Annotated in this window: 17 protein-coding genes; 10 read left to right on the forward strand and 7 right to left on the reverse strand. The window is 59.7% G+C overall.

The genetic code is table 11. The features are described 5' to 3' along the window. Positions 1-223: 223 nt before the first annotated feature. Positions 224-1,063 carry an AraC family transcriptional regulator gene (locus NL64_RS20235; RefSeq protein WP_034149844.1) on the reverse strand — a complete coding sequence of 280 codons (840 nt, stop codon included), beginning with the start codon at positions 1,061-1,063 and terminating at the stop codon, positions 224-226. A 97-nt stretch (positions 1,064-1,160) separates the two neighbouring features. Between NL64_RS20235 and NL64_RS20240 the strand changes: the two genes are divergently transcribed. After that, positions 1,161-2,084 carry a LysR family transcriptional regulator gene (locus NL64_RS20240; protein ID WP_034149845.1) on the forward strand — a complete coding sequence of 308 codons (924 nt, stop codon included), beginning with the start codon at positions 1,161-1,163 and terminating at the stop codon, positions 2,082-2,084. A gap of 166 nt (positions 2,085-2,250) precedes the next feature. Here the strand turns inward: NL64_RS20240 and NL64_RS20245 are convergent, their stop codons facing one another. Next, entirely contained in the window at positions 2,251-3,165 is a 915-nt protein-coding gene (locus tag NL64_RS20245; RefSeq protein WP_034149846.1) for a LysR family transcriptional regulator, read from the reverse strand. 71 nt (positions 3,166-3,236) lie between these two features. On the opposite strand from NL64_RS20245, the gene NL64_RS20250 reads away from it, so the two are divergent. From NL64_RS20250 to NL64_RS20270, 5 genes are all read left to right on the forward strand, one after another. After that, a complete protein-coding gene (locus NL64_RS20250) occupies positions 3,237-4,286 on the forward strand; it encodes an AraC family transcriptional regulator ligand-binding domain-containing protein (protein ID WP_034149847.1) in 1,050 nt (349 codons plus the stop codon). Between the two features lie 301 nt (positions 4,287-4,587). Beyond that, positions 4,588-5,382: a ChbG/HpnK family deacetylase gene (locus tag NL64_RS20255; RefSeq protein ID WP_034149848.1), complete on the forward strand. Its 795-nt coding sequence runs from the start codon at positions 4,588-4,590 to the stop codon at positions 5,380-5,382. A gap of 134 nt (positions 5,383-5,516) precedes the next feature. Continuing rightward, positions 5,517-5,810, forward strand: a complete 294-nt coding sequence (locus NL64_RS20260) for a type II toxin-antitoxin system RelE/ParE family toxin (RefSeq protein WP_034149849.1) — start codon at positions 5,517-5,519, stop codon at positions 5,808-5,810. A 2-nt stretch (positions 5,811-5,812) separates the two neighbouring features. Continuing rightward, the gene (locus NL64_RS20265; protein WP_034149850.1) at positions 5,813-6,121 is read left to right on the forward strand and encodes an addiction module antidote protein; all 309 of its coding nucleotides are present in this window, start codon (positions 5,813-5,815) and stop codon (positions 6,119-6,121) included. A gap of 111 nt (positions 6,122-6,232) precedes the next feature. Next, positions 6,233-6,613, forward strand: a complete 381-nt coding sequence (locus NL64_RS20270; protein ID WP_034149851.1) for a hypothetical protein — start codon at positions 6,233-6,235, stop codon at positions 6,611-6,613. A gap of 52 nt (positions 6,614-6,665) precedes the next feature. Here NL64_RS20270 and NL64_RS20275 read toward each other — a convergent pair whose 3' ends face one another. From NL64_RS20275 to NL64_RS20295, 5 genes are all read right to left on the reverse strand, one after another. Continuing rightward, on the reverse strand, positions 6,666-8,096 hold the full coding sequence (locus NL64_RS20275; RefSeq protein WP_034149852.1) for a sigma-54-dependent transcriptional regulator: 1,431 nt from the start codon (positions 8,094-8,096) through the stop codon (positions 6,666-6,668). Then, a complete protein-coding gene (locus NL64_RS20280; RefSeq protein WP_034149853.1) occupies positions 8,065-9,558 on the reverse strand; it encodes a sensor histidine kinase in 1,494 nt (497 codons plus the stop codon). Before NL64_RS20280 ends, NL64_RS20275 begins: the two co-directional genes overlap by 32 nt. Before the next feature lie 102 nt (positions 9,559-9,660). Continuing rightward, entirely contained in the window at positions 9,661-10,785 is a 1,125-nt protein-coding gene (locus NL64_RS20285) for an SCO family protein (RefSeq protein WP_034149854.1), read from the reverse strand. Then, a complete protein-coding gene (locus NL64_RS20290) occupies positions 10,782-13,589 on the reverse strand; it encodes a multicopper oxidase domain-containing protein (RefSeq protein WP_034149855.1) in 2,808 nt (935 codons plus the stop codon). Before NL64_RS20290 ends, NL64_RS20285 begins: the two co-directional genes overlap by 4 nt. A 175-nt stretch (positions 13,590-13,764) precedes the next feature. After that, complete coding sequence (locus tag NL64_RS20295) at positions 13,765-15,213, reverse strand: sensor histidine kinase (protein WP_034149856.1); 1,449 nt, start codon at positions 15,211-15,213, stop codon at positions 13,765-13,767. A gap of 291 nt (positions 15,214-15,504) precedes the next feature. Here NL64_RS20295 and NL64_RS20300 point away from each other — a divergent pair, with 291 nt between their 5' ends. From NL64_RS20300 to NL64_RS20315, 4 genes are read left to right on the forward strand one after another with little or no spacing between them, the layout of a single operon-like run. Continuing rightward, complete coding sequence (locus NL64_RS20300; RefSeq protein ID WP_034149857.1) at positions 15,505-16,851, forward strand: hypothetical protein; 1,347 nt, start codon at positions 15,505-15,507, stop codon at positions 16,849-16,851. 35 nt (positions 16,852-16,886) lie between these two features. Beyond that, positions 16,887-19,136, forward strand: coding sequence for an Ig-like domain-containing protein (locus NL64_RS20305; protein WP_034149858.1), 2,250 nt, complete (start codon positions 16,887-16,889; stop codon positions 19,134-19,136). A gap of 60 nt (positions 19,137-19,196) precedes the next feature. Continuing rightward, on the forward strand, positions 19,197-19,658 hold the full coding sequence (locus tag NL64_RS20310; protein WP_034149859.1) for a curlin: 462 nt from the start codon (positions 19,197-19,199) through the stop codon (positions 19,656-19,658). A gap of 27 nt (positions 19,659-19,685) precedes the next feature. Beyond that, positions 19,686-21,134 (forward strand): curlin, encoded by a 1,449-nt coding sequence (locus tag NL64_RS20315; protein WP_034149860.1) that lies wholly within the window; start codon positions 19,686-19,688, stop codon positions 21,132-21,134. Positions 21,135-21,411: the final 277 nt, after the last annotated feature.

Genomic DNA, 21,411 nt, shown 5'->3' on the forward strand with positions numbered 1-21,411 from the left:
GCCACAGCGAGGCACCGAACGTAAGGGGCAAATCGCTTTGGTTACTTTGGCGCTTTTCCAAAGTGACCCGCTGTAAGAGCGGAACCATAAGCCGCCATTACAAAAAAACGGATATGTACACTTTCAAAAACCCTAGTCGCCTGACATAAAGCCATCGCGAACAGGCTCACTCCCACAAAAGACCAGCGACAACTTCGAAACCAAGTCAGCAGTAAAACCGCCCCTACAACCCCAACCGAAACTGCTTGGGCGTAATCCCGAACTGCTTGCGAAACGCCCGAATAAAATTACTCGGCTGACGATACCCAAGACGTTCGGCAATCCGCTCGATCGGCTGATCCCCCGCCGTCAACCAATGCCGCGCCATCTCCAGACTGTCGCTACGGTTGTACTGCGCCGCCTCGGTTTGCCAGTGCCGCAAAATGCTCTGATGCAAAAACGGATTAGCCCCCAACAAGGGCTCGTCCAGACACGCCACGGGCAGCGTCAGGCAAGGATGTGAACCTTCACGAACCTCGATGCCCACACTGCGCAACCACTCGCCAGCCGCCTGCTCCGGCGTCAAAGTCACGCCAAGAAACACCTCCCCCGGCGCCCGGCCAAGTCGTCGCGCAATGTTGCGCACCAGAGTCAATGTCGCCGCATCCAAGCCGAAAAAGTGCGGCTGCTGATGAGCGCCGCGCAGGTGCAAGCGAACCTGTCCATCGTCTTCCTCCAGTTCGGCCAGCACATAGTTGGTCACCCGTGGCAGGAACTCGGTGAAACAGGCCAGGCTGGCGCGCAGGGTTGCAGCGGAGTCGAGCAGAATGTTCAGGCCTTGCAGACAATTGGTCGCCATGCCGTTGACCAGCTCGCAGCCAAACGTCGCACTGACCCCGGCGCTTTCGCACTCGCTCCACAATTGCTCGACCAGATGCGCCGGCACGCGCAACCCTTGCCCATCCAGCAACGACAGACAAATCCCGGCCCGTTGCAGCAACTGGTCCTGGCATAGGCCGGACTGTTGGGCATGGCTGAGAATGGTGCGGGTGAAGGCGCTGGAAGCGAAGGTTTGACTGAGCATGGCGGACCGCAACAAGTGGGCTGGCGTGTACTTATGCCAGCGGTTATGTTATCGATCAAATGCATTAAAAGTATCCGCTGAATGCAGGAGACGCATGATGGATTTACGACAGCTTCGCCACCTCGTCGCACTGGCCGATTACCGCAGTTTCGGCCGCGCCGCCGAGGCGATCAATCTCAGCCAGCCAGCGTTCAGTCGCAGCATTCAAACCCTGGAACGGGATCTCGATTGCGCACTGGTGGAGCGCAGCAGCCGCGAATTTCGGCTGACCGGCCAGGGTGAATTGGTGCTTCAGCACGCCCGGCGTCTGCTCGCCGGGAGCCAGGCGCTGCACAACGAACTGACGCAATACAACGGCCTGACCGGCGGCGAGCTGTATTTCGGCAGCGGCCCTTATCCGGCGCAGCTGTTGGTGCCCGAGGCGCTGGCGCAGTTCATCCAGGCGCATCCGGCGATCCGCACCCGCTTCCAGCTCGGTGACTGGGAACAACTGGCGCTGTGGTTGCGTGAGCAGCAGATCGAATTTCTGGTCGCCGATGCGCGTTACTTCACCGGCGATCCGCAGTACCAGGTGCAATTGCTGCGGCCACGGTCCGGACGATTTTTTTGCCGCGTCGATCACCCCTTGGCCGACCGCGAAAACCTGTCGCTGCGCGCCCTGCTCGATTACGCCGTGGTTGGAACGCGCATTCCGCCGATGATCCGCAAGATCCTGGCCGACGTGCAGGGCGAACCGGACTTCAACCCCAGCGTTGAATGCGCACAGTTCGATGCCATCTGCCGCGTGGTGATGCGCTCCGACGCGGTGGGCATCGCCACCCTGGAAGCCCTCGCCGAAATGGTCGATCAAGGTTTGATACGGCTGCTGGATTTTGCCGACATTCCCCGGGACGATCCCGGTTTGCAGCTGCACTACGGCATCGTCAGTCGTGTCGGTTATTCCCTGACACCGGCGGCGCTGGCGATGGTTGAAGCGATTATGCAAGTCGACCAGCGTTTGCTGGCGGTGAATCAAACATAAAGTCCGCGACAAATGTTTTTTTTGTGGCGAGCGAGCTCGCTCGCGCTGGGTTGCGAAGCGACCCCAAGATTTTGCGACTGCTGCGCAGCCGAGCGGAACGGTGCGGCGATCCGACAAGCTCCCTCGCCACAAATGATCAACAGGCCATCAACATCTGTCGGATGTATTAGGCGCGGCGTGCCACCGATTGCAACGCCCGTGGCTCACCCAAGGCCCGCAACAAACAATGCATCGCCTCCTCCCGGCTGCGTTCAAAGCGGTAGCGCGACTCGATGTACAACGCCAGTTTCAATTGCACCGGTTCATCCAGCGGCAATGGCACTTGCTGCAAGCCCAGCACACTGGCGACACGGCTTGGCAGGCTCATGCCGAACGGTTGCCGATCGGCCATCACCCGGGCGGCCAATGTGCTTTGGGTGTTCACCGCCAGCGTGCGGCGCAGGCCTTTCAAACCGAGGTGCAAGTCCACCGGGCTGAGCCCGTCGCGACGGCTGGAAATCTGGATTTGCGGTTGCTGCAAGTAAGCCTCAAGGGTGCGCGGCGGCTCACGCAGTGCCGCGCCATAGGCGAACACGTAATGATCGGCAGGCAGCACTTGTTTATGCAAGCCGGCCAGTCCTGCCAGGGGCTGGTCGAGGTCGATCAGGATGTCCAGCTTGCCGCTGGCCAGTTCCTGCAACGCGTCGCGCCGACGTGGCTGAAAATAGCGCACCTGCCAATCGGCATGGGGGGATTCGAGCAGCGCATCGAGCAGCACCGGTTGCAGGCAGTCCAGGCAACTGATGCGCAACAATGGATTGTTCTGGCGCGCGGCGGGAATCATGCGCAAACCATCGCGCAACGATTCCAGGGCGGCGCGCACGTAGTCGGCCAGTCGGTGCGCGACCAGCGTCGGCGTCACGCCCAAACGGCTTTTGATGAACAGCGGATCGCCGCACAGTTCGCGCAGGCGCCGTAGTGCATTGCTCATGGCCGGTTGCGACAGGCACATCACCTCGGCGGCACGGGTGACGCTGCGTTGCTGGTAAATCGCGTCGAAGGCGAGCAGCAGGTTCAGGTCGAGCTGGCGTAAATCAAGCATGGTCTTGCTCCGGCAAATCGCTTAACGTCGGGCAGCCTAACCAGTGTTACCAAACAAGCTGTGAGCCCTACATGACAAAAAGCGATCAGCCTTCACCCAACGCGTTTTATGCACCGACCTTGTTGCCGGCCATCGAGGAATTGCTCGCCCGTGGCATTGCCCGGGAGACCATTGAACGTCTGTTCCACCGCAGTTTGTTCGAGTTGCGCACGCCATTCATGCGGGTTCCGCTGTTCCTGTCGAGACGCTTCTGGACGTTCGCGCTGGAGCAGACGGGTGATCCGCTGATCGGGCTGGCGGCGGGCCGGCGTTTCGTCTCGACCGCCACCAATGGCCTGACCTACCTGTTCGACGTGGCGGCATCGCTGGAAAGTGCTTGTGAGTATTTCGAGCGATTCTTTCCGTTCTTCAATGGGCATTTCCAGGCGCGGGTCGTGCGTCATGACGGCGGCGTCGAACTGCGCCTGCTCGATTGCGGCAGCGTGAAAGCCAGCGCACCGATTGCCGATTACATCCTCATCAGCCTGTGCAGCATGCTACGTCGTAAGTTACTGGCCAGTGGCCTGGAGCGCGATCCGATCCTGCGCGTCGATCTGGCCACCGCGCGTTCCGCCCATCCTGAACAGCATGAGCAGGCGTTCCGCGTACCGGTGCATTGGGCGGCGGCGCAGCATTCGATTCACCTCGATCCACAGCTGTTCGTTACCGCGCTGACACCCGGCAACCATGAGCTGGAACAGACCCTGGTGGAACTGCTTGAGCAAACCCGGCGCAACAGCGAACCGACTTTGCTGGAGCAAGTCAGCGATCACTTGATCGCCGACCTCGCCGGCGCCCAGTGGCAGCAGTTTTGCGTTAGCCATCATTTGCTCGAACGCACCGCCGCTCGACGCTTGAAGGCATTGGGCTGGAGTTTTTCCGAGTTGCTCGATGAGTATCGGCGGTGTCGCGCTGAAGATTTGTTGCAGGCAGCGGATCTGGAACTGGTAGAGATTTCTGATCGGTTGGGCTACAGCGATGTACAGAGTTTCAATCGCGCGTGTCTGCGTTGGCTGGGGTGTGCGCCCGGGGTATATCGGACGCGGTGGGACAGCCGCCAGAAGACTGAAGGCTCTCTGTAACGCTGAAACCGTCAAAAATAAATCGCCTCGATTCTGACGCTTAGAGACTCTGAACACCTTGTATTTCAAGGATTTTTTACCGTCTATCGGTTTGCTGAAAATCTTCAGACTCCCTCGTCATCCGCGCAAACCCAGACAGGGCAAGAGCTTGATGGCAACTTGCCCCCATTTCATGCCGAAGTAACGGCTCAACTGACTGACGCGGTTGCCTGTCGCTGGTCTATACCCTTCTGACAGTCTCATTTCTGATCCATCAAACTGCATAGCGACGGCGACCATCCAACCTTCATGGGGGACGAATATGCCTCACCAAGTCATAGTCAACGCTGACGATTTCGGCCTCAGTGCCGGTGAAAACGCGGTGATTCTGGGAGCGTTCCAGGCCGGGATCATCAGTTCCGCCACCATCATGGCCAACATGCCGGCCTTTGACGCTGCGTGTTCCCTGGCCCTGCATCCGTTGCTGGAGGGGCGCATCGGCCTGCACTTCAACCTCAGCAGTGGCCGCCCGTTGAGCCGGCGCATTCTCACGCGCCGGACCTTCTGCGACGTTGCCGGCGCATTCGACCTGAACCTGTCCCGCCGCCGCTTCTGGTTGAGTCGCGAGGATCGTCATGCAGTCACGGAAGAACTCGAAGCCCAATGGCAACGCTGCCTGGACAACGGCCTGCGCCCCAGTCACCTGGACTCCCATGAACAAGTGCACAACATTTGGCCCATCGGTGAAATCGTCGCACGCTTCGCCGCACGCCAAGGGATTCCCGTGCGGCTGGCGCGCAATCTGGGGCAAAACCAGAGCCTGCCGAAACGCGTCCTCAAGGACTTGCTCAATCGTCGTTTGAACCGCCTGGCCGGCGCCACCGCCGACTACGTCTGCATCCCCCAAGACTTGCGCAATGCCGCCCCACCCTGCGACGGCATTCTGGAAATCGTTGCCCACCCCAATCAACTCGGCGCCGATTTTGGCGATGCTTATCTGGATCAGGGCGAGTCTTTGAGCGCGCTGCTGGAACAGCGATTGCCGGGGGTTCCGAGGGTTGCTTATGGAGTTGCGGGAAAAGTTGTCAGCAGCGGCACCGAGACGGTGATGGAGTAAAGGGGGCCGCGCCATTGCGCCTAAGATTTCCCCCTTCGAAAGATTCTTGCCACCTACACACTTCGCAGAAATGCCTGAAGTAACCAAGGAAATGTCTGACTGCTCGCTCGTATCCATTTGGATACATTCGAACAATGAATTATCTTGTTCAGCAAACCGGCATTTTCGTGGCATGGCATACCTCAGTTCGCGATTTGCGGGCTAAGGTTGCAATAGCTCGTCGTATTGACCGCGCCGCTTCTGGAAATCTCGGCGATATCAAGCCAGTAGGCGATGGGGTTTCAGAAATGCGCGTAGACGTCGGTGCCGGCTACCGAATTTACTTCACGATGCGAAACGGCGTCGTCATCGTCTTATTGGCGAGTGGTGACAAATCATCACAAAGCGCTGATATCAGACGTGCAAAAAAATTGGCAAAGGAGGTTTAAACATGAGCCAGACTTTGACTACTTTCGACATGGCATCATTGCTCAACAGTGACGAAGCCATTAGCGAGTACCTTTCCCAGGTGCTGGCCGACGGTGACAACGAGGAGTTTCTTCGCGCTATCGGTTACGTGGTAAAAGCCCGAGGCATGACACAGGTCGCCAAAGATTCCGGTTTGGGGCGCGAAAGTCTGTACAAGGCCTTCGCACCAGGTGCGAAGCCACGTTTCGATACGGTCTTAAAGGTGATTCATGCCCTTGGCATCAATCTCTACGCTCAGCCGGGCTATATCATCAATCACTCAGATCTCTGAGCGCTTGTTCTGCGGTAGATCACTGGCCCACCCAACCAACGCTCCTCCACCGGAGCGCTATAGTTAATCACCTTGGGGAAATGCGCGAAAACCGACGTCGCAGGTGTTGCCATGAACAAAGCCGTACAGACGCTATTGCTTGCCCTCAGCCTTTCTGCCACCTGGGCCCAGGCGGACGACAGCTTGATGCAAACCGATCAATCAAACACCGAGTTTCATTACTACGGGTCAGACCAACCCTTCGCCCACCCCTCGCCGCCGTCCATCAACACCGTTCCGCCTGGGTCGTACATCCCGACATCGCCGGGGGACTTCATTCCGGTTTCGAGCCAGCACGTGTTTTCTGACTCCCAATTGCCGACGGTGGCGGATGCGACCGTTCGTGTGTTCATCCGCTTCTACGACCCGGAACGCGGTGTCTACGTTAACCAGGAGGTCGTCGACCCTACCTGCATGCAGGCCTGTCGCAGCGCGCCGGACCCGGCCTTGTAACTCGCCGCTCCTGCTTGCAGCTCCAGGCTTGAAGCTTGAAGCTGCCCCTTTCCTACCACTGCCGCTTATCCGGCCGTGCGAGGCCGAGTTTTTCAATCCGGTAGCGCAGCATGTCGCGGCTCAGGCCCAGCAGCCGTGCGGACTTGGTGACGTTCCAGTCGGTTTTGTCGAGCATCTTGCGCACCATATCGCGTTCGACTTCCGGCAGGTTCATCGACTCATTGCCGTTGTAGGTTGGGCGCGGCTCGCTGGGGGCCGGTTCGTGCTGAAACAGCGGCGGCTCATCCACCAGGCTCAGGCAGACGTTCAACTGATGGGCGGCGATGGTGTCGCTTTGCGCCAACAGCACGGTTTGCTCAAGCATGTTGCGCAATTCACGCACGTTGCCCGGCCAGCTGTAGCTGAGCAGCAACTCTTCGGCCTGGTCGCTGAAATGCAGGTTCGGCTTGCCATAACGTTTGCCATGGGTCGCCAGGAAGTGCCGGGCCAGGAGCAGCACATCGTCGCCCCGGGCATACAGGCGTGGGACCTTGATCGAAATGATGCGCAGGCGGAAAAACAGATCGCGACGGAATTTGCCCTGCTGGACCATTTGTTCGAGGTTGCAGTTGGTGGCACTGATCACCCGCAAATTGACCTTGCGCTCCTTCACCGAGCCTACCCGGCGAATGGTCCGGTCTTCCAGCAGCTTGAGCAGCTTGGCTTGCAGCAGCAGGTCCATCTCCCCCACTTCATCGAGAAACAGCGTGCCGCCATCGGCCGCTTCCACCAACCCGGTGCGGCGGTCCTTGGCGTCGGTGAAGGCGCCCTTCTCGTGACCGAACAGCTCCGACTCCACCAGATTGGACGGAATCGACGCGCAGTTGAATTCAATGAACGGGCCTTTGGCACGTGGACCGTCGAAGTGCAGCGCCCGCGCCACCAGTTCCTTGCCGGTGCCGGTCTCGCCTTCTACCAGAACGGGCGGCAGATCGGTGTTGGCCATCCGCCGCTCGGCATCCAGCAACTGGGCGATGGTGCCTTTGAGGTAAAGCATCGGTGCTGATTCGCCGATCAATGCCTGCACGCCTGATTTCTGCGCTTCGCGTTCCTGATAGAACGACAGCGTGCGCTCCATCCGGTCAGTGGCAAGGGCCTTGTCCAGCAACAGCTTGAGCTCCGGCAAGGCCACCGGTTTGGTCACGTAATGGAATGCGCCTTCCTTCATCGCCACCACGGCGTCTTCGACATTGCCGTAGCCGGTCATCATGATCACTTTCAGATCCGGTGCGCTGATGCGCAGCTTCTGGATCAGGTCGTGACCACTCATGCCTGGCAATGAGTTGTCGGTGAGCACCACGTCAGGCACGAAAGTCACCAACTGCTCCAGTGCGTCTTCAGCCGAGTGGCAGACCGTCACCTCGAAGTCTTTGCGCTCCAGGTAGGTCTGAATATTCTCGGCGAGGAGTTCATCATCCTCGACCAGCAGAATGCTGTGTTCCATATTCCCCTCCCGTTGCCACTTTAAAATTGAGACTGACGCGGGTTCCTTCCTGCTCTTGGCTGGTCAGTTCGACCGAGCCTTCAAAACGCTCCATTATTCTTTTGACCAGGGCCAGGCCAACGCCCAACCCTCCTTGTTTGGTGGTGAAGAACGGCTTGAAGACCATCTGTTGCTGCTGCTTGGTAATGCCCTTGCCGGTGTCATTGAGGATCATGCAAACCTGGCCTGGCGTCGGCGATTCGAGATCGATACTCAACACCCCACCCTTGGGCATCGCTTCCAGGGCATTGGCAAACAGGCTATTGAGTATTTGCGTCAGGAGCACCTGTTGGCTGACGACCGGCGGTACGCTTTTGGGAGTGAAGCTCACTTCGACGTTCGATCGCTTGATCAACGGTTCGAAGGCACTCAGGGTGTCGTCGATGGCCAGTACCAGATCCACACTTTCCGAGTCGTCATTGACCGGCCGCAACGACACCAGCAATTCGCGAACCCATCGCGACATACGGTCGACCTGACTGATGATGTCGCCGATGTTCTTCTGCGCGGTCTGGCTGGCGATTTCCTGGGCCAGTTCAGCACTGGAACGGATGTTCGCCAATGGATTGCGCAGGCTGTGGGCGACTGCCGAGGACATTTCCCCGAGGGCCACAAACGTCTCGTTGGCGATCAGTTGTTTCTGCTGACTCTGCAACAACATCGCCGCGCGCCGCACAATCCAGAACAGCCCCAGGTAAATCACCGCGCCGCCGATCAGGGTTGCCAGCCAGATCGCCTTGAAGCCGCGCTGAATGCGCTCCACCAGATCCGCCGGCTCCTTGTAGATTTCCACCATGGCAATCACTTTGCTTTTGTCGGCGTTGAACATCGGAATGTAGTTTTCGATGAACAGGTATTGCGGCTCACGCAGCAAGCGTTGCTCGGGACGCTCCTCATCGATTTCGTGGTAGCTGGTGGACACCGCTTCTTTCATTTCGAAGGACTCGTCCAGCTCGTCATCGTCCTCGATGTGCACACCGATCAGTTCCGGGTTGGTCGACCAGACCACGGTGCGATCGAGGGCGTACACCGTGGCCAGCAGAATGTCCGGCAGATGCTCGACATGGTCGAGAAATTCGATGCGCGAAGCGGCGCGCGCCCCCGGATCGACATCGGGATAAGCGTTGTCCTGGCGCGGGTCGAGCATTTCACCCATGGTGCGTTTCGGCGAAATCGCGGCATGGCGAATTTCCGCTTCGCCGATGGCCTGAACAAATTGCGCGGTCAGCATCGAGTCACGCTCGATACTTTCCTCCACCACAAAACGCGTGGAGATGTAGCCCAGCCCCAATGCCACACCGGCGATGATGAAAAAGCTCGCCAATGAAAACCAGCGCACAAGATTGAACGGCGGACGCCACCCCTTGCTCTCTGCTGCCGTTGTCGTCGGCGCAGGTATTTTTTGTTGTTCCAGTGTCTGCATGACATTGTCCTGGATGCTGGTGATCTAGCCTTTTCAGCCGTGTTTCGGTTCAGTGTAGGTGGCATTGTTCGCGACAGACGGACCAATGAAAGTATTTCGCCACTATTGCACCTGCGTCGTGTTCGGCGCCGCGATTGCGTGATGATGTTCCGGTTCGTCGTTGCCGGCGGCCAACGGCGCGACCGGTGGATGCTGGCGGTCGGTCTCAGCCTGCAAGTATTCGATGATCGACTGCGCGGAGTGCTCATCCATGCGCAGGTTGGGCATCGGGATCCTGTTGAAACGTTCGAACATCTCCACAGCAATCGGGTCTTTTTCCGCGAGCATGCGGTCCGGCTCCTGAATCCAGCGACTGAGCCAGGCCGGATCACGCTGGCGGGTCACGCCAATCAGGTCCGGGCCGATGCTGCGCATGCCGATGCCCTGCCCGTCCTGCGGACCGAGGCTGTGGCACGACGCGCAACGGGTGCGAAACAATTCTTCCCCATTGCTCGGTGGGCGGATTTCCGGCGCGTTCGCGTAGCTTTCGCCAATGCTCGGCTGTTTCCAGTTATGCAAAGTGTTTGCCAATTGATCGGCGAGTATCCAGGGGTTCTCGAACGGCGAGGCTTTCATCCAGCGTCCCGTTTGCTGATTACCGACGATCAGGCTCAGGTTGTGGTCCTTGCTGCGGCCGTTGTCGACGCCTTCGATGAACAGCCCGAGTTTTTGCCGCAGCTCGGTGACATCGGCGAATTCCCCGGTGAGAAATTGCCAGCCCGGCCCGACCTGGAAACGTTGCGCATAGGCCTTGAGCACTTCCGGTGTATCGCTCAAGGGATCGATGCTGATGGAGTAGAAAAAGATGTCCTTGCCGACCCGGTCGCCGAGCAATTTCTGCACTTGGCGCAGGCGCGCGGTTTCCAGCGGGCATGAGTCGCTGCAGGACGTGAAGATGAAATTGATCACCACCACTTTGCCCTTGATCAGGTCATCGAAAAAATGCACCTGCTGACCGTTCTGATCGGTCAACAAGGTGTTGGGAAAATAATCGCCACCCCACGGGGTGGCAGACTCTGAAACAGGAGCAGAAACAGGAGCAGATACCGGAGCGGGTGTCGACGGCGCCTGGTTGGCGACCAGCAGCCGACTGGCCAACACGCTGGTCACCAGGATCAGCACCAGGTGCATGCCCAGAGCGCGTGTACGTGGTGTATGCAACTTCATGTCGACACCCTCCCGGTTCATTGTTTGACCGTCACTTTCGGGCCGAAGCCATCGCCAGTGCGGAAGGTTGGCAGCGCGGCAGAGTTCACGTAGCGCACGCCATCCCAGCTGGGCAGCGGTGTTGGCATCAACTGGAATTGACCGGGCTTCTCAATGTCCCAACGCAGCAGCATCGAGTTGTCCTCATGCTGGGTGTTGTGGCAGTGCTCCATGTAGGTCCCGGCGAATTCGCGGAAGTTGATCGCCATCTCGACGCTGTCCAGGCCATCTTTTTCCGAGCCGATGCGGTACACGTCCTTGCGTGCCCATTTTTCCCATTCCGGTGGCGCCTTGCCGCCGCGACTGAGGATGATCCCCTCCTCGAAGTGCACATGAACCGGATGGCTCCAGCCGGTGCCACCGGCCTTGATGTTCCACACTTCCAGGGTACCGAACCCGGCAGCGCCGGCATCGGTGGGTCCGCTTTTCAACTGGGTCGAGGCGTTCAAGCGACGAGGGTCCATGTGGAAGCCGAAACCGCCATCGGTCTTCACCGTCCACGGTGCTTCGTCGGTGCCATCGGAACGGCCGAAGATGAAGGTCCGATGGCGAGCCTGGGCCAGCAGCGCCTTGTCGGCGGCGTTGTCGCGGTGGATTTTCAGCGGGATCATCACCAGGCCTTCAGCCTTGCCCGGTTTGGCCGGTTCGTAGGCTGCCGGGTCCATGGCCAGGTCTTGACCGGTGTACGGCTTGACGTTGAGTTGCAACACCTTGCCGATCGCCGGATCGCCCCTGTCCCACATCGGCCCTTTGCTGGTTTGTTTGATCACCGCTTTGTAGTTTTCGGAGAGCGCGTCGGCCAGTGACACCGGCTCTTTCGGACCTTTGCCGTCGTCATGCACCAGCAGGTTGACGAAGAAGATCTTGTCCCCTGGCTTGATGCCGTTTTTCGCGAAGTTAACGATGATGTCGAACCGCTCGGCAATGCCCTGGGTCGGCAGGATGGCGTTGTGGTTCTGTTTATCGCCGTCGGCGTCGAGGTCCATGGTGCCGTCGAATGGCACGCTGTGTTCCATGATGTTGCCGTCGTTGCCGATCATGTGGAACGGCACACGGGCATAGGACACACCCGATCCTTTGGGCCCCTGGAACTCGCCGCCGGTGCCCTTGATTTCACGCACCAGCGCCAGTTTGAAGTAGCGCGACACCGAACCATTGAGCATGCGAAAGCGATAGCTACGGGCGCGTACGTCCAGGGTCGGTTTCCACTGCCAGTTGACCAGTACCTGATCACCGAGGAAGCCGTCGGTATTGAACGGGTTGAACCACAGCTGGCCGTTGGCATCCCAGGCCTTGTCGGCGAACACCAGGTTGACGTCGTAGTCGCGGTTACCCCACGGCAAGGCGCTGCCACTGGGGAAACGCAGGTTGACGCCGTCGTTCACCGATTCGTTGCCACGGTCGAGGGCGCTGTAGTAGTTCATCATCGCCGCGTTGCCCTTGTAGACGTTCTGCGCGGTGAAATCGAGCATGTGGTCGTGGAACCAGTGGGTGCTCATGGTTTCGCGCCAGTCGCCGCGAATCTTTATCGTGCCGTTCTCGCAGGTCTTGCGGCTGGGATTGACGTCGTTGGTCCACAGGGTTTCACCCGGCGAGCAAGGGAATGCGGCGCGGGGATCATGGGCGTCGGTGTTGATGCTGTCGTAACCGGCCAACTGGATCGGCCAGCGATAGTCGTAATACTGCCCTGGGAAGAAAAACGCGTTGGCATAGCCGTCGCTTTCCGCCGGTGCATGGCCGTTGTGTTCGTGGGTGCTGATGGTGTGCAGGCCAAAACCCATGTTCGCCGACGGGTCGATCGGCAAGCCGTTGTAGTGGCGCATCAGCACCGGCTGACCGTACCGCACCATCAGCAATTTGGGCGGCAGGGTGCCGTCGAAGGTCCACACCGAGTTGTGGTTCTGCACCGGCATGTTCGGATGGAAGCGCGGGTCGACGCCTTTGGCGGTGCCATCCGTTGCCGGCACACCAGCGACGTTGTGATAGAGACCACCGGGGCCGAATTCGCCCAAGGCATAGCCGTGCCGTTGCAGCGGGTCGCGCAGGCCGCCGTTGATTCGCGCGCCGGTCTGCACGGTCTTGTAGGCCGCTTGCGGGTAGAACTCGTTCCAGCGCTGATGTGACCAGCCCTTTCCTGGCGGACGACCTTCCGCCGACGAACCGATATGGCGATTGAGGAAGTATTCGATCTGCGCCTGCCACGGGTTGCGGTCCACCACGTTGGAGTACTGGCTGGGAAACGGCGTCAGCCCCGGCTGGCGTAAAAACGCATCGAGGGCCGGACCGGGAGGCGCACTGCGGGCGGCGCTGGTGGGGTCCTGCGCCGGTAATGGACCAATGGCCGCCGGAGGAAACGGCAAGGGTGCCGAGGGTGTGGTGGGGTCGAGTTTTTCCGGCCCGAACTCTTCGAACAAGACCAATTGCTGAGTGAACGGCTGAGCGCCGAACAACGGGCTGGGCTTGCCATTGGTGGGGTAGTTGAAACTGGTCTGCATGGTTGGCGGCAGCACGTTTTCCACTCGCGTGGTATCCCGTGAGCCTTTAGTGTCGTCAGGCAAATCGAAGGAATCTTCGTTGGCCTCCGGCATGGTCAGGATGGCGTTCAACGCCCCCGCCTTGTCGGCCGGTTCGTCGTAATACGCTGAAGGATCGGTTGGTTCTGGCTGTCGCTCGTCGTCGATTGGGCTGGCGCGCAACGTCCCTGTACTTAGCGTCATCGATAGCAAGACGCTCAGAGGCGTCAACAGGCCGAACCACTTGAAGGGATACCGCGCTTTTCTGTTCATCACCAGCCGCCTCGTATGCGTGAAGGGGGTGATGAGGGTTTTGCAATTACCTCGCCAAAATTGTAACGAGATGTTAATGACCACTGAAACAATGGCTTATCAACATCAATCTGCCATGACCTGGGGAAACGACTGGGGAATGGCACCCGCTAGCGGGGGAAGTTCACACCCATTGTCAGGGAATCCGCCTGAACGACAGACGGACACGCGTGCCCTCGCCTTCACGGCTGTTCAGCCTCACGGAACCACCAAATCGCTCCATGATCCGCTTGACCAGCACCAGTCCGACCCCGAGTCCACCCTGCTTGGTGGTGAAAAACGGCCTGAACGCCATGGAGCGCTGGTCCTCGGTCATGCCTTTGCCCGTATCACCGATTACCACGCAGACGCCCTGAGAGTCGGTCGGCTCCAGGGTGATGGTCAGGGTACCGCCGTCATCCATTGCTTCAAGCGCATTGGCCAGCAAACTGTTGAGGATCTGCGTCAGCTGCACCTGCTGGCTCAACACCATCGGCGTGTCCTTGGGTTCGAACACCACCGAGACCTTGGCCTTGGCGATCTGATGTTCGTAGGACATCAGGCTGTCATGCAGCGCGGCCACCAGGTTCACCGGCTCGGCCTCGTCACTGAGTGGACGCAATGACTGCAGCAGTTCACGCACCCACTTCGACATGCGATCGACCTGGCCGATGATGTCATTGATGTTCTTGTGCGCCGGGCCGCTGTCGAATTCCAGCGCCAGTTCGGCACTTGAGCGAATGGTCGCCAGGGGATTGCGCAGGCTGTGAGCGACTGCTGATGACATCTCGCCGAGGGCCACGAAGGTTTCGTTGGTGATCAGCTGCTTTTGTTGCACCGCCAGCAGGATCGCTGCACGACGCACGATCCAGTAAAGCCCCAGGTAAATCAGGCCGCCGCCCAGGGCCGTGGCCAGCCAGATCAGCACCAGGCCGCGCTCCATGCGGTTGATCAGGTCCTGGGGTTCCTTGTAGATCTCGACCATCGCCGTGACGTTCTTGCCATCGGCATCGAACAATGGAATGTAGTTCTCGATGAAGATGTACTCCGGCGGCGTCACGAACTTCTGTTCCATGCGGCTCTTGTCGACATCGTGATAGCTGGCCGACACAGGCTTCTTCTGAGCGAAAGCCTGATCCAGGTCGCCATCGGAATGAATCGTGGTGCCCATCAGCGCCGGATTGGTCGACCAGATCACCATGCGGTCGGGGGCGTAGATGTTGGCCAGGATCACGTCCGGCAAGTGTTCGATGTGGTCGAGGAATTCGCCACGGGCATTGGCGCGAGCCATTGGGTCGACGTCGGGAAAGTCCCGGTCTTTGCGCGGGTCGAGCAACTCGCCCATGGTTCGCACATTGGGAATTGAAACGTGGCGTACTTCGGCCGAGGCAATCGCCTGAATGAATTGCGAGGTCAGCAAAGCATCCCGTTGCACGCTTTCAGTGATGACGAACTTGGTGGACACCGAGCCCAACGCCACCGCCACGGTGCCAATCACCGCCATGCTGATCAGTGAAAACCAGCGCAACAGATTGAACGGCTGTTTGCGCGTGCTCAAGCGAATATCACCCTTGTCGGATGTGAGTGTTTTGGCCGGCGTAGTCATCGACGTTGTTCCCGGAATGCCCTTTAGGTTTATAGCCCACTACTGGCTATTTGCCCGACATTGGGTGTTTTTTGCCCCGCTCAATTCCCCACCCGCTGGTTAACCCTATCCACCCCCAATGCTGGGGAAAGAGGCCCGGTCCCACAACTGGGGAACTGATCGCATCTGGGCAACAAACACCTTAGTTTCCGGGCGCTTACCGGCGTTTTTTACAGGTTGGTATGGAAGTTGCCGAAGTCCTGTCAACTGACCCATATCCAAGGGGCAGGTACTCTGATAGAGGGAATACACATGCACCCTTTACTGTCCAAAACCACGATCGCCCTGGTCGTGAGCGCTCTGGCCCAAGGTGTTGCGCAGGCAGCACTGTTTGCCGTCGACCCTGGCCCCTATTTGCCAGCGACTGGCGGATTCGCTTCCTGGTATCAGGACTCCCACGGACGAACACTCGATTTGTGTTTGTCCAAGGCTGTCAGTTCCAGGGTTCCCAGCGCGCCTGGCGCGCCCTCCTATATGTGCGTATTGAATCCGGCTCCCGGGGTTTTCGACGACACCCAGCCCATCGTTTTCCCGGGCAACTTTCCCGATGAAACGTTCTGGTTCACGGGCGACGGCTCTATCGTCGATGCAGCACGCGGCATCGACCTGACCTATGTCAGCGCCGTGGAAGCCGCCTTCGCCGCTGAAGACCCGGTAGAAGGCGATCAGGTCAGTTTTGGCCGTATCCGTATTCGGGTGGATGTGCCCACCGCGGGCGTCTACACCATCACTCACCCCTACGGCGTCGACATTTTTGACGTTCCCGCCGGTGGCAACCGTGCAATCAACATGACCCGGGACATCGGCATCGGCTCGCCGAAAACCTACGACGGCGCGCTCAGAAGTGACATCGGCCCGTTCCTGCGCAGCGTAAATGGCCCCTACACCGAAACCAACCCGGTCACGGGTCAAGCCGATCAATTCGTTGGCGATCCGAACCTGTCAGAAGCTTTCACCGGCAGCCCTTTCAACACCAACTACATCCGCATTGAAGGGCCTAACGGGCTGGACTTGCGCACGACGGTGATGGCCATTTCCGGCAAATTGTCGACGGTGGTCCGTCCCACCCCGATCATCGCCGAGCGCAGCACCTACTCACGCAAAGCCGGGGAAAGTGCACCGGTGGCCCAGCAGGACGTATTCGTCATGGCCCCGCCACCACCGGCCAGCGTGACCCTGGACAGCAACAGCCCGGTCCTGAACCTGACCGAAGCCGACACCACCGGTCACTGGTACGCGCAATCGTCCACCAACCCGACGTTGCCGAGCGATCTGGTGGTAACGGCTGACAACCACCTGGCCATCCCCACCAGTTCGCCCACCACCTTGTCCATGCCATTGACCGACCTGGTCGTGATCTCGCGGGCCGAGTACAGCCTCAATAGCGGACAGATCACTGTCGTCGCGTCGACCAGCGATGAAACATCGCCACCGGTCCTCACGGTGACTACCGGCACCGGGGTCGCCATCGGCGCGCTCAGTGGTGACGGCGCGGTGAAATCCCTGTCGACCGGCATCTCGCCGATTCCACCGGCCAAGGTTCGAGTGACGTCATCCAATGGCGGCAGCGATACCGAAGAAGTGGTCGTCGTGCAATGAACGCACACATGCCCAGATCCTCATCAGGAGGCATCATGAACAAATTGCCACGCCTGGCGCTCAACGCCCTGGGGCTGACTCTATCGTTGTCCGGCAGTGCATTTGCGCAACTCGCTGCCGTCGACCCCGGCCCCTACACCTTTGCCACGGGGAAATTTCCCATGTGGTATCAGGACAACAACTTGCTGAAGCTGGAACTGTGCCAGTCGAGGGCAACGAGTTCGCGGTCACCGGGTGCTCCCGGCGCGCCAGCCTACATGTGCATCCTGAACCCGGAACCCGGCGTTTACGACGACACCCTGCCGATGGTGTTCCCGGATAACTGGCCACCGGAAACCTTCTGGTACCTCGCCGAAACCACCATTGCCGATGTCGGCGGTTATGGCGTCGACGCTTATGTGGCCGGGATCGAAGCGGCATTCGCGTCCGAGAACCCTGTCGACGGTGATCAGGCCAGCTTCGCGCGGATTCGTCTGCGGGTGAACATTCCTGTCGCGGGGACCTACACCATTACCCACCCGTACGGGGTAGAGGTCGTCAACGTCACCGCTCCAGGCCGTCGGGCGATCAACATCACCCGCGACATCGGTATCGGCGCACCAGGCAATTTCTCCGGTGCCCTCAACGGGCAGGTCGGGCCATTCCTGCGCAGCGTCAACGGTCCTTACACCGAAGTGAACCCGGACACCGGCGCCATCGATACTTTTGTCGGCGATCCGAACCTGACCGAGGCCGTCACCGGCAGCCCCAACAACACCAACTTCCTGCGTATCCAGGGTCCGGCCGGGACCATCGAGACCAACCTCTTTACCGTGTCCGGCAAAGTCCTCGACAGCCGTGCGCAAACCCCTGCGGAAATCGGCCGCGCCACTTACCGCCGAACCTCTACAGGTCCCGGGACGAGCAGTACCCGGGTTGAAGTCTTCGGTAAATCGGCCAACGGTTCGAGCCTGTGCTTCCGCGAAACCGTGGCCCTGGTTGCCGGACCACCACAGACGCCGTGCCTGACCAGCATGCTCGGCGACAACACCGGTCAGTTCTTCGGTCATCGTCTGACGGGTTCCACCGTGCCTCCGCTGGTGGTGCTCACCGCGACCGACCCAAGCGGCACCACCCGGCCGACAGCGGTTTCAAGCAAAGTCACCGACGTGGTGAAAGTCCAGACCGCTCGCTACAACTGGAGCAACCACAGCCTGCTGATCGAAGCCACCTCGTCGGACGAAGTGGTGGTACCGGACATGGTCGCCCAGGGCTACGGACGCCTGACCAAATCCGGCACCTTGCAACGCCTGACCGTCGCTGATATGACGCAGCCACCGGCCACCGTCACCATCAAATCCGCATCGGGCGGTAGCGATACCGAGCCTGTGGTCGTCGTCGGTACGGCACCGGATACCGGTGAGAACCAGGCACCGATCGCCGTCGCCGACAGTGGCAGCACCACCTTCGGGGTACCGATCACCCTCAACCTGCTGACCAACGACAACGATCCGGACGACGACAACCCGCTGAGCATCACCGCGCTGACCCAGCCACCCGCTGAGCAAGGCACCGTGGCGTTGAACGGTACAACAGCCGTCGTCTACACCCCGCCAGCCGTGGTCAATGCGCCGCTGACCACGACCTTCACCTACAAGGCTCAAGACATCAAAGGCCTGGCCTCGACCGCTGCGGCGACCGTGACCATCACCGTGGCGCCAAACCAGCCTCCGGTGGCCGTCGCCGACAGCATCGCGACCCTCGGTGTGGCCGTGCCGATCAACGTGACAGCCAACGACACTGATCCGGAAGGCAACCTGCCGCTGACGGTCGCCAGCTTCACTCAACCACCGACAAATCGCGGCTCCGTCACCAGCAATGGCACGGTTCTGACCTACACCCCACCGGCCACGGTCACGACGGCCTTCACCACGACCTTCACCTACCTCGTCCGGGACAACTTCGGCGCCCAGTCGACCACACCGGCGACGGTCACCGTGCAAGTCTCGCCACGGCCTGCTGCGGAAACCTTCACGGTCACGGCGGCCACGGTGACGGCCCGTTCCAACAACCGCTTCAACTGGGACTTGAGCGGTACCTCATCGGTGACCACCGGCAACACCATCACCGTCCAGGTGACCACGCCGACCGGGCTGGTAACGCTGGGTAGCACCACGGTGCCGCTGACCGGACGCTGGAGGCTGACCGTGAGCAACAGCACAACGGTGATTCCGTCGGCGAACCCGACAGCCACCATCACCTCGTCCCAAGGCACCGTGCGCACAGTGCAAGTGATCTCGAACTGAGCCCTCGCCCCATCGGTCATGTCGGCTGATGGGGCAAGCCTCTCACCCAAGGAAAACGCCATGAAAACGCCGACCGCCGCCCTGCTCTGCCTGCTCCTGCTTTGCAGCAGTGCAGGCGTGCGTGCCGACGATTTGATGGAGAACGATGACATTGCACCCGGCGTCGACCTCGGCGAGTTGCCACCTCCGGTGGGCCAGCAAGCCCTGATCGATCAGAACGGCCAGGCCAACGTCGCGCTGTTGCAACAGGACGGCCAATCGCTGCTCGGCCAGATCGTGCAGTCGGGCAGTAATCAGGAAGCCTGGATTCTGCAACAAGGCAGCGACCTGATGGCATTGATCAACCAGCAAGGTTCCGGTAACGCCGCGTCAATCAATCAAACCGGCAGCCATAACCGCGCGCAGATTTCCCAAAACGGCAACAACAACGACGCCAGCATCGTCCAGGCCGGTACGGGTCAGCAAAGCGCTGTCACCCAGGCCGGCAATGGCATGAGCGTATCGGTCACCCAATATCGCTAAAGCACTGCACCACTTGGAGGTTTCATCATGTTCAAACTGACGCCCCTCACCGCCGCCATTCTGGTCATTGTCAGTGCCCAGGCAATGGCTGCCGATAGCGTGTCCAACCAGGACCAGGCCGGTACTGCCAACATCGCTGATGTGAAGCAGACCGCTGCGCCGTTCAGCACCGCCACTCAGACCCAAAGCGGCGAAGGCAACGATGCGGCCGCCGTGCAAGACACGGCCACCAGCACCATTACCCAGACCCAGAACGGTGACTTCAACGCCGGTTACGCCGAACAACTGTTCGAGGACAACAGCACCATCACCCAGACTCAGAGCGGCGCTTTCAACATCAGCCATGCCAGCCAGTCGATCGGCGCTGGCAACGGCGAGGCGTTGCAGCTACAGCAAGGCACGGGCAACTTTTCGTTCATCTATCAGGACAGCCAGGATGGCACCAGCGGTAAAACCTACCAGTATGGTGACGGCAACGAAGCCAACATCGAACAGATCCAGTTGGGCGTAGCCAACAACGCCGTGATCATCCAGTACGGCACCACCAACTACGCCACCGCCGAACAGATCAACCACATGGGCGGCCAGATCGGCATCAACCAGGCTGGCAGCACCAACTATGCCTATGGCGACCAACGCTACGGTGACGGCGGCAACCTGACCATCAACCAGTACGGTGACGGCAACGGCACAGAAGTCTGGCAAGACACCCAAACCGCGGCGCAGGCCACCGTCAACCAGAACGGGCTGGCCAACGAAACCGTGCTCGACCAGAGCTTCGGCGAAAACAACGTCGCCACCGTGCTGCAAGTTGGCGACCTCAACGCGATCTACGCCGACCAGTTCGAGTCCCTGGGTTCAACCGTCGCGCTCTACCAACAGGGCACCGGTAACGTGCACTTCACTTACCAGAACGGCGACAGCCAAGTGCTCAACGCCAACTCGGTGGGCAGCGACAACAAGGTCTATGCCAGCAACTGGAAAGGCCCACAACTGGGCGGTCAATTCGGTAGCAACCAGCGCGCCACCGTCAACCAGAACGGCACAGGCAACGTCGCCAGCTTCAAACAGGACGGCATTGGCCACATCATGACCACCAACCAATCCGGTAGCGGCAACAAAACCACCGTCAGCCAGGCTAATACCTACAACGAGCTGTACTTCGACCAGAACGGCAGCGACAACATCCTGATCTCCGATCAGCGCGGCACCACCAACCTGGCCCAAGGCAGCAGCAACGGCACTGGCAACAGCACCGAGTTCAACCAGGAGGGCACCGGCAACCAGGCCTTCACCACTCAGCTGTATGGCGAAGACAACCTGATCACCATCAAGCAGGCTGACACCATGAACGTGGCCTACGTGACCCAGGGCGGTACGGGCAACATTGCCAGTGTCGATCAGAGCGGCACGACTCAGTTGGCTAACGTGCAACAGATTGGTTCGGCTAACTCGGCGACTGTTTTGCAGAAGTAATCGTTGGGTATTAAAAAACCGCGGCCCCTTGTGGAGTCGCGGTTTTTTTATGGAACGCAAAGCATCTGTGGCGAGCGAGCTTGCTCGCGCTGGGGCGCGGAGCGGCCCCAAATCAGTTAACTGCGTTTTTTCTGACATACCGCATTCACCGGGTTTGGGGTCGCTGCGCAACCCAGCGGGAGCAAGCTCCCTCGCCACAATGAGGCAGCGTTTGGCTTGGCGTGTTGAGATTATCTAGTGCTAGATTCACCGCGCTTTTTTTATGAGCCGCAAAACA

Origin of the sequence: Pseudomonas fluorescens (assembly GCF_000802965.1) — a bacterium.
Taxonomy (GTDB): Bacteria; Pseudomonadota; Gammaproteobacteria; order Pseudomonadales; family Pseudomonadaceae; genus Aquipseudomonas; species Aquipseudomonas fluorescens_A.

What these genes read in the sequence shown, in the direction of transcription:
- NL64_RS20235 (WP_034149844.1), bottom strand. Translation starts at nt 1,063, where the DNA reads ATGCTCAGTCAAACCTTCGCTTCCAGCGCCTTCACCCGCACCATTCTC.
- NL64_RS20240 (WP_034149845.1), top strand. Translation starts at nt 1,161, where the DNA reads ATGGATTTACGACAGCTTCGCCACCTCGTCGCACTGGCCGATTACCGC.
- NL64_RS20245 (WP_034149846.1), bottom strand. Translation starts at nt 3,165, where the DNA reads ATGCTTGATTTACGCCAGCTCGACCTGAACCTGCTGCTCGCCTTCGAC.
- NL64_RS20250 (WP_034149847.1), top strand. Translation starts at nt 3,237, where the DNA reads ATGACAAAAAGCGATCAGCCTTCACCCAACGCGTTTTATGCACCGACC.
- NL64_RS20255 (WP_034149848.1), top strand. Translation starts at nt 4,588, where the DNA reads ATGCCTCACCAAGTCATAGTCAACGCTGACGATTTCGGCCTCAGTGCC.
- NL64_RS20260 (WP_034149849.1), top strand. Translation starts at nt 5,517, where the DNA reads ATGAATTATCTTGTTCAGCAAACCGGCATTTTCGTGGCATGGCATACC.
- NL64_RS20265 (WP_034149850.1), top strand. Translation starts at nt 5,813, where the DNA reads ATGAGCCAGACTTTGACTACTTTCGACATGGCATCATTGCTCAACAGT.
- NL64_RS20270 (WP_034149851.1), top strand. Translation starts at nt 6,233, where the DNA reads ATGAACAAAGCCGTACAGACGCTATTGCTTGCCCTCAGCCTTTCTGCC.
- NL64_RS20275 (WP_034149852.1), bottom strand. Translation starts at nt 8,096, where the DNA reads ATGGAACACAGCATTCTGCTGGTCGAGGATGATGAACTCCTCGCCGAG.
- NL64_RS20280 (WP_034149853.1), bottom strand. Translation starts at nt 9,558, where the DNA reads ATGCAGACACTGGAACAACAAAAAATACCTGCGCCGACGACAACGGCA.
- NL64_RS20285 (WP_034149854.1), bottom strand. Translation starts at nt 10,785, where the DNA reads ATGAACCGGGAGGGTGTCGACATGAAGTTGCATACACCACGTACACGC.
- NL64_RS20290 (WP_034149855.1), bottom strand. Translation starts at nt 13,589, where the DNA reads ATGAACAGAAAAGCGCGGTATCCCTTCAAGTGGTTCGGCCTGTTGACG.
- NL64_RS20295 (WP_034149856.1), bottom strand. Translation starts at nt 15,213, where the DNA reads ATGACTACGCCGGCCAAAACACTCACATCCGACAAGGGTGATATTCGC.
- NL64_RS20300 (WP_034149857.1), top strand. Translation starts at nt 15,505, where the DNA reads ATGCACCCTTTACTGTCCAAAACCACGATCGCCCTGGTCGTGAGCGCT.
- NL64_RS20305 (WP_034149858.1), top strand. Translation starts at nt 16,887, where the DNA reads ATGAACAAATTGCCACGCCTGGCGCTCAACGCCCTGGGGCTGACTCTA.
- NL64_RS20310 (WP_034149859.1), top strand. Translation starts at nt 19,197, where the DNA reads ATGAAAACGCCGACCGCCGCCCTGCTCTGCCTGCTCCTGCTTTGCAGC.
- NL64_RS20315 (WP_034149860.1), top strand. Translation starts at nt 19,686, where the DNA reads ATGTTCAAACTGACGCCCCTCACCGCCGCCATTCTGGTCATTGTCAGT.